The organism is Streptomyces gottesmaniae (genome assembly GCF_031845845.1).
GTDB classification, from domain to species: domain Bacteria; phylum Actinomycetota; class Actinomycetes; order Streptomycetales; family Streptomycetaceae; genus Streptomyces; species Streptomyces akebiae.
The window spans coordinates 12,694-26,043 of record NZ_JAVRFJ010000016.1 but is presented as its reverse complement, the minus strand read 5'-3'; the positions used below and the strand labels follow the sequence as shown (position 1 = coordinate 26,043).

Genomic DNA, 13,350 nt, shown 5'->3' with positions numbered 1-13,350 from the left:
GGAGGGGCCCGCCGGCCCGGCGGAAAACCGGCTGCCGACCGTGTCGTACGCCGGTTAGGGTCGCGCAATGCCCCTCTATCCGGAGATCGAACCGTACGACCACGGCATGCTCGACGTCGGGGACGGCAACCGCGTGTACTGGGAGGTCTACGGGAATCCGCGGGGCAAGCCCGCTGTCGTGCTGCACGGCGGGCCGGGCTCCCGGGCCAACGCCTGGTTCCCCCGCCTCTTCGACCCCGAGGCGTACCGGATCGTGCTGTTCGACCAGCGCGGCTGCGGGCGTTCGACGCCGCCGGCGAGCGCGTACGAGACCGACATGAGCGTCAACACGACGGATCACCTGATCGCCGATCTGGAGCTGCTGCGGCGGCACTTCGGGATCGGGCGGTGGCTGGTGTGGGGTGTGTCGTGGGGGTCGGCGCTCGGCCTGCGCTACGCCCAGACGCATCCGGGGTCCGTGACGGAGCTGGTCCTCACGGGGGTCGCCACCGGATCCGACGCCGAAGTCGCCCTGCTGACCAGGGGACTCGGGCAGTTCTTCCCGGAGGCGTTCGAACGGTTCCTGGCCGAGCTGCCCGAGGACGAGCGGCACGGGAATCTGCCGGCGGCCTACAACCGGTTGATCGAGTCGCCCGACGAGGCGGTGCGGGCCCGGGCCGCGCGCGCCTGGACGGACTGGGAGACGGCCATCGCGGCGCAGCCGCCCCGCTCCGTGCCGCGCTACGAGGACCCCGTCTTCCGCTACGGCTTCGCCCGTACGGTCACCCACTACTGGGGCAACGGCCACTTCCTCGGCGACGGCGGGGGCGACGGTGTGGTCCTGCGTGACGCGCCGCTGCTCAAGGGCATCCCGGGCACCCTCGTCCAGGGCAGCCTCGACCCCGGCAACCTCCTCGGCGTCGTCTGGCGCCTCCACCACGCCTGGCCCGGCAGCGAGCTGGTCCTCGTCGACGACGTGGGACACGACGCGGGCGCGCCGGACATGGCGGAGGAACTGGTGGCGGCGACGGACCGCTACGCCGGGAACGGCTGAGCGTCGGACGACGCGGGCCGCCGAGACGGGACGGGCGTCCACGTCGTGGTCCGGCGAGGCGCCGTAGAGCTCCAGCGGTACCGGGAGAAGCGGGTGCGTCGCCGTCCGTGAGCCGGACCCGGGCCGCGTGTGACGGTCGGCAGGGTGCAGGCGGAGCGGTGCTCACGGGTCACGGGTCTACCGCCCGCTGCCCTCTCCGTCCTCGCCGAACAGATGCCGCACGGTCGACCGGTAGGTGGTCCGGACGTGGGTGAGGGCGTGCGCGCGGGCGCGGTCGGGGTCGCCGGAGGCGATGGCTTCGTACAACTCCCGGTGTTCGTGCAGAAGTTGGGGCCACTCGGTGTTCTGGCGGGTCAGCCAGCGCAGTCGGCCGTCGACCGGCTCCATGACGGAGCTGAGCAGACTGTTGCCGGCCATGGCGAGGACGCGGTCGTGGAATCGCGTGTTGATGTCGGTGATCGCCTCGGCGTCCCCGGCGCGGGTCGCCTCCGCCGCCCGGTCGAGCAGGGCCGAGAGCTCGGCGAGGGACTCCGGGGTGGCGCGGGAGGCGGCGAGCCCGGCCGCGTACACCTCCAGGGCCTCGCGCAGCTCGAAGAGTTCCGTCACGTCCGCCGGGGTGAGACGGCGGACGACCGTACGGCGCGGGGTCTCGAAGTGGACGAAGCCCTCGGCGACCAGTGCGCGGATCGCCTCGCGGACCGGGACCCGGGAGACCCCGAAGCGGTCGGCCAGCTCGCGCTCGACGAGCCGGTCGCCCGGGCGGAGGCGTCCCGCGATGATGTCCTGCCGCAGGGTGCCCAGGACGCGCTCGCGCACCGCGCCCAGGGGTTCGATCTTCGCTCCTTCGGGAGCCAGGGAGCTCATGGAGCAATCTTCGCCGACTCGGAGGGTGTTTTACGGGGCGTTAACGACAGCGACATCGGTCCGAACGGTTGACGGGAGGAGTATGGGCGCAGTTTGGTATACCAAACAAGCCGAGCCGGTGCTCTCCTGGTCCCCCACGCCGGTCGCGCACCCGTCCCCTCCACCCACCCTCGTCTCCTCTCGCTCCTGGAGGCCCCGTGTCCCTCGCCGACAGTGCCGAAGCCACCGGCACCACAGCGTTCGTCCCCGACCCCCGCCTCACCAACGAAGACCTCGCGCCCGCCGAGAAGCGCAACTGGAAGGTCTTCGACCTCTTCGCCCTGTGGATGTCCGACGTCCACAACCTCGGCAACTACACGTTCGCCGCGGGCCTCCTCGTCCTCGGCATGAACGTCTGGCAGGTGTTCACGTCGCTGCTCGTCGGCTTCGTGATCATCTACATCGGGATGAACTGGATGGGGAAGATCGGCCAGCGCCACGGCGTGCCCTTCCCCGTGGTCAGCCGCATCAGCTTCGGCGTCTGGGGCGCCAACATCCCCGCCCTCATCCGGGCCGTGATCGCCATCATGTGGTACGGCATCCAGACCTACCTCGCCTCCGTCGCCGTCAACATCATGCTGCTGGCCGCCTGGCCGGGCCTGGAGTCCTGGACCCACGACTCCTTCCTCGGCCTGCACCACCTCGGCTGGATCACCTTCGTCGCCCTCTGGCTCATCCAGGCGCTGATCATCAGCCAGGGCATGGAGTCGGTCCGCAAGTTCCAGGACTTCTGCGGCCCGGCGATCTGGATCGTCATGATCGCGCTGGCCGTCTGGATCCTCGCCGAGGCCGGCTGGACCATCTCCCTCACCTCGACCCCGAACCCGGTCTCCGTCGGCGAGCAGTGGCGGCAGTGGTTCGGCGCGATCGGGCTGGTCCTCGCCACCTACGGCACGCTGATGCTCAACTTCTGCGACTTCTCCCGCTTCGCCCCCGACTACACAACGGTCAAGCGCGGAAACTTCTGGGGCCTGCCGATCAACTCGACCGCCTTCGTGGTGGTGTCCGTCATCGTCACCGCGGGCTCCATCGAGGTCTTCGGCAAGGCGATCACCGATCCCGCCCACCTCGTCGCGGAGATCGGCAACACCTGGATCCTCGTCCTGGGTGCCCTGACCTTCGCCATCGCCACCATGGGCGTCAACATCGTCGCCAACTTCGTCTCGCCGGCGTACGACCTCGCCAACGTCTGGCCGCAGAAGATCACCTTCAAGGTCGGCGGCATGATCAGCACGGTCGCGGCGCTGGTCGTGACCCCGTGGAACCTCTTCTCCAACCCCACCGTCGTGCAGTACTTCCTCGGCGGCCTGGGCGCCTTCCTCGGCCCGCTGTTCGGTGTGATCATGCTCGACTACTTCTGGGTCAAGCGTGGCCGCATCGACGTCGACGAACTCTTCAACGCCGAGCCCGGCTCCCGCTACTACTACCGCAACGGCGTCAACCCCAAGGCTCTGTGGGCGTTCCTGCCGGCCGCCGCCGTCTCGGCGGTGCTCGCCCTGGTGACCACCTTCAGCGAGGTCGCCCCGTACTCCTGGTTCATCGGCACGGCGCTGGCCGCCGGGCTGTACGCGGTGCTGTGCCGGGACGAGCGGGCCGCGGCGTCGGCCTCCTCCGCGACGGCTCCCTCCGGCACCCCTTCGTCCGTGTCGACGCCCGCCGTGGAGGGCTGAGCGTGCGCATCGTCGTCACGAACTGCAACACGACGCAGGGAATGACCGAGGAGATCGTGCGAGGTGCCCGGGCCGCCGCAGGCCCGGGCACCTCCGTGACCGGACTGACCCCCGCGTGGGGGCCCGAGTCCGCGGAGGGCTGGCTCGACAGCTACCTCTCCGCCGCCGCCGTCCTCGACGCCCTGCGGGCCTACGAGGAGCCGTGCGACGCCGTCGTCATGGCCGGCTTCGGCGAGCACGGGCGTGAGGGCGCGCGTGAACTGCTCGACGTCCCCGTCGTCGACATCACCGAGGCCGCCGCCCACCTCGCCTGCCTGCTCGGACGGCGCTACGGGGTGGTGACCACCCTGGACCGCACCTGCGGGCAGATCGAGGACAGCCTGGACGCCGCCGGCGTGGGCCGCAACTGCGCCGCGATCGTCGGCACCGGGCTCGGCGTCCTCGACCTCGCCGACACCGACCGCACCACCCGCGCCTTCCTCGCGGCCGGGCAGCGCGCCCGCGACGCCGGGGCCGAGGTGCTGGTCCTCGGGTGCGCCGGGATGACCGGGCTGCAGCGGACGGTGGGGGAGAAGCTGGGGGTGCCGGTCGTCGACGGGGTGGGGGCGGCCGTGAAACTCGCCGAGTCGCTGGTGGCGCTGGGGCTGACCACCAGCAGGGCGGGGGGTTACGCGAAGCCGTTGCCGAAGAGCCGGATCTGGGGGAACGGGACGGGGCGGTAGGGGGCACGCACGTCACGGGACCACTGGCCTTGCGGGGCCACCGTCCTTGGGGGCCTCGGCCTTTACGGATCACGGCCTTACGGGACGACGGCCTTACGGGACGACGGCCTTACGGGACGACGGCCTTACGGGACGACGGCCTTACGGGACCACGGCCTTACGGGACCACCGCCGTCGCCGTGATCTCCACCAACTGTCCCGTGTAGCCGAGGCAGGCCACACCGAGGAGGGTCGAGGAGTGGGGGCCGATGCTCAGGCCGGACGCCTCGACGACGTCCCAGACGGCGGACAGGACAGCCGGCTCGCTGCTCACGACGTACACGTCCGTGTAGGCGACATGCTCGAAGTCGCTGCCCACCGCCCGTAGTTGCTCGCCGAGGTTGGCCAGCACCTGCTGGGCCTGCCGCACCGGATCGCCCTCCCCGACCAGTTTCCCGTCGGCGTCCAGCGGGACGGAACCGGCGAGGAAGGCGAGCTTCGTACCGGCCTCGACGACCGACGCGTGCGCGTAGACGGGCGGTGTGAAGAGGCTGGGGACCGTGGTGCGCCGGATCATGACTGCTCCCGGTGGACGACGTGGGGAAGAACTGGGTGAGGGCAACCTGTCGATCATGCGCGCCGCCCCTCTCCCTCCGCATCCCAATTCCGGCGGGCGGAAGGGGAGCGGCGAGCGGTCGGTCAGTCGTCCGAGGTCACGACGGTGGGCTGGCCTGCGAGGATGCCGCCGTCGAGAACGAATGCGCAGCCCGTCGAGAACGTGGCGTCGGCGATGACGAAGAGCACCATGCGTGCGACCTCCTCGGGTTCCCCGAAGCGGGGGAGGGGCTGCCCGGCGGTGTAGGCGTCGCCGAAGCCGGCCGTCATCGGAGTGCGGATGGCGCCGGGGTGGACGGAGCAGATCCGGACCCCGTCGGGGGCCAGTTCCAGCGCCGCCGTCCTCGTCAGCCGCGCAGGCCCCATGTGCTCGCCGCGTACGAGCCGATGCCCGCGTACGAGGTCAGTCCGGCGAGGGAGGAGATGTTCACGATCACGCCGCCCCCGGCCCGGCGCAGCGAGGGCGCCACCGCGCGCATGCCCAGCCACGGGCCCTGCAGATTGACGTCGAGGACACGGCGGAACGAGGCGAGGGACTGCTGCTCCATCGAGCCCCACTCGGCGATCCCCGCGTTGTTCACCAGCACCGAGACGGGACCCAGGTCCTGTTCCACCTCGGCCACCGCCCGTTGCCAGCCTCCTCGTCGGTGACGTCCAGGCGCTGGTAACGGGACCGTCCGCCGAGCTCCGCCGCCAGTTCCGCCCCTTCGTCGTCCCGGACGTCGGTGACCACGACATCGGCCCCCTCCGCCGTGAGGAGACGCGCCACCGCCGACCCGATCCCTCCCGCGCCGCCGGTGACGATCGCCACCCGCTCGTCCAGACGTCCCATCACGACCTCCCGCTCCTGGAACACGGTGTCATCGGCGCGCCGTCCCCAGCATGGAACGCGCCACGGCCGACGGCGGTCCGAACCGCTGCGATTCCGCTCGTTCTCCGAGCCGAACAGCCCTGCGGAATAATCCTTCGAAAAGAGAGAACCTCCGCTGTTAACGTCTTCCGCGTGGCGAAACTCAATCAGATCATCGCAGTGGAGAAGGGCGTCAAGGCCAAGTCCCAGCAGGACCTGACGGCCGCTCATCACGGGCTGCAGAAGCCGGCGTTGCTGGCCGGTATCGCGCGTACCTATCAGCCGAAGGACGAGGAGGGCGAGCAGTTGCCGCCCGAGTCGACCCGGGTGCAGGTGCGGGCGGAGGACGTGTTGCGGGAGACGGCGGGCGTTCTCACGCGACTGTTCGACGTGACCGCCACCAAGGACTGGGCCAACTGCACCGCACGGGCGGACGTGAAGGTCGAGGGCCGGGTGCTCGTCGCCGACGTGCCCGTGGCCTATCTGCTCTTCCTGGAGAAGCAGCTCGGGGAGATCAACACGCTGGTGCGCAAGCTGCCCGTCCTCGACGCCTCCGAGGCGTGGGCGCAGGACCCTTCCACCGACGCCTGGAAGACCGAGGCCGTGCGGACGGTGCGGACGAAGAAGGTGCCGCGCAACCATGTGAAGGCCGAGGCGACCGAGAAGCACCCCGCCCAGGTGGAGGTGTACTACGAGGACATTCCGGTCGGCTACTGGACGACCGTGAAGTTCTCCGGAGCCCTGCCCGCCCGGCGCGTGAACGAGATCCTCGACCGCGTCGAGAAGCTCCAGCAGGCCGTGAAGTTCGCGCGGGAGGAAGCGAACGGCGTGGACGTCGTCGACCAGCGCGTCGGTGACGCCGTATTCGGTTACCTGTTCGGATAGTTCGGGTAGCCTCATGAACTCCCCGCTCGGCCTGTGAGCCGGGCGGGGTGCGCGAGGAGCGCAAGCTGAAGCTGAGGCTTGTCGTGACGGAGCGGTCCGTACCCGCCCAAGAATTCAGGGACGGGCCGTGATCAATCTCAGACTATTGCTCCAGACTCAGTATTCGCCGCCGATCGCCGCAACAACCGGACTCAGGCCCCGGACGTCGAAATGCTGGTTCAAGTCCAGCCCGCGCAGCTCGATGCGTGGTGGTCCAAAGGCAGGACGCGGCGACATCATGACTGACCTGGGTTCTCAACCGTGGCGGCGTGCCCATGGGGCGGCATATCAGGGCCCGGGGGCCGGCTACGCCCCCGGGTCCACCTTTATTGCGTTCATAAAGAACATGGCCTCTACAGAGATCGTCACATCGCGTTAATACGAGCGCCCCATATCCTCCAGGTCCGCGACCTACGGTGGAACGCACACACGCACACCACCAACGCCCCGGCCACCGTCGCCCGAAGGCACACCCCCGCCCTCACCCGACGACAGGAGCCCCGTGTCCCGCCGCGCCGTCCTCGCCCTGCCGCCCTGGCTCGCCCATGCTCTGCGTGCGCAGAGGGGGCCGGTGCCCTGGAACGCGGTGCTGCGGGGCGCCTTGGCCGGCGGACCGTTGCTGCTGGTCGCCGTGGTGTCGGGGCGCCCCTCCGTCGGGGTTGTCGCCGCACTCGGCGCCATGCTCGCCGGAATCAACGACCGGCCCGGCAGCAGGCGCGTCGCCGTGCAGCGTCTCGGAGTGCCCGCGCTCGCCGGAGCCGTGGGGCTGCTCGTCGGGACGTACGCCGGACAGTACGTCGGAGCCGTCGTCCTCACCCTGCTGCTCACCACGCTCGGGCTGCTCGCCGGCGCGATGAGCGCGGTCGGGCCCGTCGCCTCCGGAGCGGGCACCCAGCTACTGGTCGCCGCCGCCATCGGCGCGGGGATGCCGCTGCCCGAACCGGGATGGCAACGGGCGCTCGCCTACCTCGCCGGCGCCGGATGGCTGCTCGCGCTGCGCCTCGCCCTGCCCACCCCCGCGATCCTCACCGCCGGCGACTACCGCTTCGACGGCGAACGGGACGCCGTCGCCGCCGTGTACGACGCGATCGCCGGTCTGCTGGACGCCGTGGGCACCCCGGACGCGATCGCCCGGCGGGCCGCGCTGACCGCCGCCCTCGACCACGCCCAGGACGCGCTCGCCGGGCCCCGGCTGCGGCGCTACGCCAGTTCGTCGTCCGAGCGGCGACTGCACGCCCAGTACGCCGCCGCCCTGCCGCTCGCCGAGGCGGCGACCGCGCTGGCCTGGGCCGGGGACGCCGTCGTCGGCCGGGCCTCCGAAGGGCCCCGGCGCCTCGCCGCCGCCGTGCGCGGCAACACCGCCACCGGGCCGCTGCCCGCGCCTTCCCGCTCCGCGCCCGCGCTGCGCGCCCTCGACGACGCGCTCCTGCGCGCCGCCGAGGCCTTCGACCGGGGCGGCGACGCACACGACCTGCACACCCGTCGCCGCACCCTCGGATCGCTCGTACGGCTCGGTCTCGGCTCCGGCGGGCGCGAGTACGGGCTGCGGGTCGCCCTGTCCTTCGGCGCCGCCGCGGCCGTGGCCCAGGCGCTGCACCACCACCACTGGTACTGGCTGCCCGCCACCGCCGTCTTCCTGGTCAAGCCCGACCTCGGGCCGCTCGTCTCCCGGGTGCTGTGCCGGGCCGCCGGGACCGTGCTCGGCGCCGTCCTCTTCGCCGGGTTCGCCGCCGTACTGCCCCGGCCGGAGGGACTCATCGCACTGGTCGCGGTGAGCGGGGCGCTGATCCCCGTCGCCACACGGCACTTCGCCGCCCAGACCGCCGTCGTCACCGTCCTCGTCCTCGCCCTCGTCATGGTCGGCGGAGACCCCCAGGCCTCCTGGAGCCGTATCGCCGAGACACTGCTGGCCTGCGCCATCGTCCTGCTCGTCGGTCACCTGCCGATGCCCAAGGGACAGCGCGGCGGGGGCGTACGCGCCCGGCTCACCGAGGCGGGCACGGCGGCGCACGCCTACCTGGCCCACGTCCTGAACGAGTCGCGCGCGCCGGGCGGGTCCGCGCGGACCGGGGTGTCCACACCCAACGGCGTGACCGTATCCGTCGGGGCCGCCCTGCCGGGGGAGACCGACGACAGGGCCGCCCGCTGGACCCTGCGCCGCGAGGCCTACCGCTCGCTCGCCCGGGCCCGCGCCGCGATCGCCCTCTCCGGGGCCGAACTGCCCGCACTGGCCCGGCACACCGAGGGCACCGACGAGATCGCCGCCGTTCTCGAACGACTGGTCGACACCACCACCGCCTGCGCCGTGCACCTCGACGACACCGGGCGGCTCGGGCGCCACCACACCGAGCGGCTCACCGCACTCCTCGACGAACTCGCACGCCACCGGAGGCACGCCCACATCAGCCTTCCCGACGCACCGGACGTGGCCGACGTACTGCCGAGGCAGGGCCTCAGCGCCTGAGCCGTGCGCCGGAGCCCGCGCCCGTTGCCACCGCGAAGCCCGCGCGCCCGCCCGGTGAGGCGCGCCGGACGTCGCCGGGTCCCCCATCCTCCCCCGGATGCGCCCGTTCGGCCCCCTCCCGAGCGCGCCACGGCCGTACCGTGACGACATGACGTCGCCTCCCTCCTCGTCCCCCTTCTCCCCGCCCTCGGCCCCGTCTCCCGCCGATCTCGTCATCACCGGCTGCACCGCCCTCGTCCACGACGAGCACGAGCGGATCGCGTTCGTCGAGGACGCGGCGATCGTCGTACGGGAGGGGGTGATCGTCAGCATCGGACCGGCGGAGGAGACGGCCCCCGTGGCCACGGCCGAACGCATCGACGCGCGGGGCCAGGTCGCCGTGCCGGGGCTGGTCAACTGCCATACGCACACGCCGATGGTGGCGCTGCGCGGTATCGCGGAGGACCTGCCCGCTCAGGAGTGGTTCGACGACGTCATCTGGCCCGTCGAGTCCAACCTGACGGCGCGGGACGTCGAGCTGGGAGCGCGGCTGGCCTGCGCGGAGATGATCCGCGGCGGCGTGACCTGCTTCGCCGACCACTACTTCGCGATGGACGCCGTCGCCGCCGTGGTCGAGGAGACCGGCCTGCGGGCGCATCTGGGAGAGGCCTTCTTCTCCTCGCAGGGACCCGAAGGCCGCGAGAAGTCCCTGGAGTTCGCGCTACGGCACCGGGGCACGGCCGGCGGCCGCATCACCACCGCGCTCGCCCCGCACGCCCCCTACACCGTCGACGACGCCGACCTCGCCGCGACCGCCGCACTCGCCCGCGACCACGGACTGCCGGTGCATCTGCACGCCGCGGAGAGCCGCGACCAGACCGACAACAGCCTGGCCCGGCACGGCGTCACCCCCATCGAGGTCCTGGAGCGCACCGGACTGCTCGGCCTCCCCGCGGGCGTCCTCATCGCGCACGGCACCGGCATCGTCGAGCGCGACCTGCCGGTCCTGGAGCGGGCGAGGGGACCGGTGGCCGTCGCGACCGCGCCCCGCGGCTATCTCAAGTTCGCCTGGCCCACCACCCCGGTGCGCGCCCTGCGCCGTATCGGCGTCCCCGTCGGACTCGCCACGGACGGCGCCGCCTCCAACAACTCCCTCGACGTGTGGGAGGCCATGGCCCTCACCGCGCTCGTGCAGAAGTCCACCGAGGGCGACCCGCGCTGGCTGACCTCCCGCCAGGCCCTGCACCACGCCACGCTGCAGGGCGCCCGGGCCGTGGGACTGGGGGAGAGCATCGGCAGCCTCGCACCCGGCCGGCGTGCCGACATCGCTCTGGTCGACCTCACCGGCCCGCACACCCAGCCGGTGCACGACCTCGCCGCCACCCTCGTGCACAGTGCCCGCTCCGCCGACGTGACCACCACGATCGTCGACGGCCGCGTCCTCATGCGCGACCGTGAGCTGCTCACCGTCGACGTGCGGGCGACGGTACGGGAGATGACGGGCCGCCTGACCGCCCTCACCGACCGCAGCCACGGCCGCCGGATCCAGGACTACGACAAGCCGCCCGGGTAGCCGACGGATCCCGCCCTCCGAGGCGCGCATGGGACGGGCGGCGCGTTGGTACCCGTCGTACGGCAACGCCTTCGACGGGGTGACAAGTAGTGCAAGTGTTGGCACGAAGCGTCACCGGAATGTGTGGTTTCTGAGAGGTACCTCACGATCCGCCGTTGACCTCGTGTCAACTACGTCTCAGTACCGTCACTTCGCGAGCCGTTCACCCCATGGTTGGCGTTTAAATCTACGAGCTGACTAGCCGCGGGCTACGGGCTCACGGGTACAGCGCGACATGGAGGTGCAGGGTGAACGGGCGAACGGTGCTGGGGCGCTTTCCCGCCGGGGGGCCGCGCGGCTCGTGGCCGGCGGAGGAGTTGGCGCACGCGGCCCGCCTCGAGGGGCAGCAGGCGGAGGTCGTCATGGACATCGCGACGGACATGTTCCTGGTCATCGTGCGCGGCGCCGAGACCCCGGCGACCGCGTCGGCCTGATCCCCGCGACCGCGTCGGCCCGACCGTCACCTTCGCTTGGGCGCGGGAACCCTCCCCGCGGCGGCCCGCTCGGCCGGCACCCTCGCCGCGAACTGCTCCGCCTGGAGCGAGTACAGCTCGGCGTACACCCCGCCCGTGGCCAGCAGTTCCTCCGGAGTGCCGGACTCCACCAGGCGTCCCTGGTCGAGGACGTGCACGAGGTCGGCGTGGCGGACCGAGGCCAGCCGGTGGGTGATCAGGACGACCGTCTGACCGGTGCCCGCCAGGGCGCGGATCTTCTCGAATACCTCCAGCTCGGCGCGCGCGTCCAGGGCGGCGGTCGGCTCGTCCACGATGAGGATGCGCCCACGCCGGTACGCGGCCCGCGCGATCCCCAGCCGCTGCCACTGCCCGCCCGACAGCTCGTGCCCGCCGCTGAAGCCCCGGGCCAGAAGCGTGTCGAGGCCACGCGGCAGATCCTCCACCACGTCCTGCGCCCCGGCCTCCGCGACGGACGCGGCGAGCCGCTCCTCGGTCAGCGGCGCCGAGGGCCGGCCGATCGCCATGTTCACGCGGGCGGTGAAGGGCCATCGCTTGAAGTCCTGCGCGACCATCGCGATGCGCTCGGCGAGCTGCCGCCGGTCGGCGCCCGCCGCGTCCACGCCGTCCCACATGATCTTGCCCTGGTCGGGGGTGTACAGCCCGGCGAGCAGCTTGACCAGGGTCGTCTTGCCCGAGCCGTTCTCGCCGACGAGGGCCACGATCTTGCCGAGCGGCACGTTCAGGGTGACGTCCTTGAGCGCGGGCCGGCCGGCCTTCCCCGGATAGGAGAAGGTCACGTTCTCCACCCGGATCTCCCGCGGGTCCTCGGGCAGCGGATCACCGCCCTCCGGGATCGCGCGCTTGGCGGCCTCCACGTACAGCCGCTGCATGTCGCCCACGAAGAGGGCCTCCTCGTGCAGGGAGTTCACCTCCAGGACCAGCGTGTCCAGGCTCGACGAGCCCGTGCGGATCGCGATGACCGCCGTCCCCGCCACGGACAGCGCCATGGCACCGGCGAGCAGCAGACCGCCCAGCGTCGCGTACGTCGCCACGGTGGCCAGCCCGGTCCACACGGCCGCGTACAGGCCCGTACGGGCCGCCAGCCGGGCCAGCCGGGCCTGTTCGGCCTCCGCGGTCTCCGACATCGACCGGAAGTGGCGCAGCAGGAAGGGGCCGACGCCGTGCACCCGGATCTCCGGGGCCGCCTCCGGCTCGATCAGCAGGGAGCCGATCAGATAGCCCGCGCGCGCGTGCTGCACCCAGGCGTGGAAGGACGTGTAGCGGCGGCGGGCGATCGTCAGGGAGCTCCAGGCGCTCGGCAGGGTCATCGTGACCAGCAGCGGCAGCAGGGCCGGGTGCAGCACGGTCAGCACGCCGGCCGCCGCGATCAGCGAGATCAGCGCGTTGACCACACGCGCCGAGTAGCTGATCATCCGGCGGGCCGACTGGGCGCCGTACTTCGCGGTGTCCAGCAGCTTGTGGAAGCCGTCGTCCTCGATCGCGGACAGCTCCACCGCCGCCGCCCGCTCCAGATACAGCTCGGTCGCGACCCGCTCCACCTTCGGTTCCAGCCGGCCCGTGGCGTACGTCGACGCCGCCCGCAGCAGCGTGGCCACCAACATGACCGCGGCGATGGTGACGAGGGCGGGAACCGCCTCCCGCAGTCGCGCTTCGACCGTGCCGTCCGCCATCAGCCGGGCCAGGATCGTGTTCACCGCGAGCAGGCTCACCGCCTGGGCGAGACCACGGCCCGTCTCGGCGGCCAACACGGTCCGGGCGGCCCGCCGGTCCGCCTGCCAGGCGAGCCGGAAGCTCGACGCGAGCAGCGACGGCAGCCGCCGCACCATCGCGCGGAAGTTCAGCTCCAGAAAGGCGTTGGCGTGCTGCGACCAGCCCATGTCGTACCGCAGCGGCCCCCCGAAGAGCAGTGTCTCCGACTCGGACGTCTCCGGCTTGCCCCCATCGCGCGCCTTCCCCACTCACGGCCTCCCCCGGTCGTCGCAGAGGGCCACTATCCCGACACCCTCCGCTCCCGACCAGGGCGCACGACGGTGCCACCACGACCCACCCGGAGCACAAGGGGCGCGCGAAGGGGTTTTCGGGAGCCCCGGAGCCCCCTTTTCCGTAAGGGCCGCAGGCTCCTT

The 13,350-nt window shown here is 71.9% G+C and carries 11 protein-coding genes and 1 pseudogene; 7 read left to right on the top strand and 5 right to left on the bottom strand.

All coding sequences use genetic code 11. The features are described from left to right. The first annotated feature begins 67 nt into the window (after positions 1-67). Positions 68-1,033 (top strand): prolyl aminopeptidase, encoded by a 966-nt coding sequence (gene pip / locus RM704_RS19345; protein WP_033527096.1) that lies wholly within the window; start codon positions 68-70, stop codon positions 1,031-1,033. A gap of 177 nt (positions 1,034-1,210) precedes the next feature. Here pip and RM704_RS19340 read toward each other — a convergent pair whose 3' ends face one another. After that, positions 1,211-1,897, bottom strand: coding sequence for a GntR family transcriptional regulator (locus RM704_RS19340; RefSeq protein ID WP_033527095.1), 687 nt, complete (start codon positions 1,895-1,897; stop codon positions 1,211-1,213). Between the two features lie 197 nt (positions 1,898-2,094). On the opposite strand from RM704_RS19340, the gene RM704_RS19335 reads away from it, so the two are divergent. Continuing rightward, positions 2,095-3,606 carry an NCS1 family nucleobase:cation symporter-1 gene (locus tag RM704_RS19335; protein WP_033527094.1) on the top strand — a complete coding sequence of 504 codons (1,512 nt, stop codon included), beginning with the start codon at positions 2,095-2,097 and terminating at the stop codon, positions 3,604-3,606. Positions 3,607-3,608: 2 nt separating this feature from the next. Continuing rightward, entirely contained in the window at positions 3,609-4,328 is a 720-nt protein-coding gene (locus RM704_RS19330) for an aspartate/glutamate racemase family protein (protein WP_033527114.1), read from the top strand. 157 nt (positions 4,329-4,485) lie between these two features. Here RM704_RS19330 and RM704_RS19325 read toward each other — a convergent pair whose 3' ends face one another. The 3 genes and pseudogenes from RM704_RS19325 to RM704_RS45580 form a co-directional block, all read right to left on the bottom strand. Continuing rightward, positions 4,486-4,884 (bottom strand): RidA family protein, encoded by a 399-nt coding sequence (locus RM704_RS19325; RefSeq protein ID WP_033527093.1) that lies wholly within the window; start codon positions 4,882-4,884, stop codon positions 4,486-4,488. Between the two features lie 122 nt (positions 4,885-5,006). Further along, positions 5,007-5,288, bottom strand: coding sequence for an SDR family NAD(P)-dependent oxidoreductase (locus RM704_RS45585; protein WP_438828929.1), 282 nt, complete (start codon positions 5,286-5,288; stop codon positions 5,007-5,009). Then, positions 5,270-5,754: pseudogene (locus RM704_RS45580) on the bottom strand (SDR family NAD(P)-dependent oxidoreductase). The gene RM704_RS45585 and the pseudogene RM704_RS45580 overlap by 19 nt, the downstream one beginning before the upstream one ends. 171 nt (positions 5,755-5,925) lie before the next feature. Here RM704_RS45580 and RM704_RS19315 point away from each other — a divergent pair. From RM704_RS19315 to RM704_RS19300, 4 genes are all read left to right on the top strand, one after another. Next, positions 5,926-6,657: a DUF7873 family protein gene (locus tag RM704_RS19315; protein WP_033527092.1), complete on the top strand. Its 732-nt coding sequence runs from the start codon at positions 5,926-5,928 to the stop codon at positions 6,655-6,657. Between the two features lie 541 nt (positions 6,658-7,198). Then, on the top strand, positions 7,199-9,160 hold the full coding sequence (locus RM704_RS19310) for an FUSC family protein (protein ID WP_033527091.1): 1,962 nt from the start codon (positions 7,199-7,201) through the stop codon (positions 9,158-9,160). Between the two features lie 148 nt (positions 9,161-9,308). Beyond that, positions 9,309-10,712 carry an amidohydrolase gene (locus RM704_RS19305; protein WP_052145999.1) on the top strand — a complete coding sequence of 468 codons (1,404 nt, stop codon included), beginning with the start codon at positions 9,309-9,311 and terminating at the stop codon, positions 10,710-10,712. Positions 10,713-10,999: 287 nt separating this feature from the next. After that, entirely contained in the window at positions 11,000-11,185 is a 186-nt protein-coding gene (locus RM704_RS19300; protein WP_033527090.1) for a DUF8839 family protein, read from the top strand. A gap of 26 nt (positions 11,186-11,211) precedes the next feature. On the opposite strand, the gene RM704_RS19295 is transcribed toward RM704_RS19300, so the two are convergent. Further along, the gene (locus tag RM704_RS19295; RefSeq protein WP_033527089.1) at positions 11,212-13,185 is read right to left on the bottom strand and encodes an ABC transporter ATP-binding protein; all 1,974 of its coding nucleotides are present in this window, start codon (positions 13,183-13,185) and stop codon (positions 11,212-11,214) included. Between the last annotated feature and the right edge of the window lie 165 nt (positions 13,186-13,350).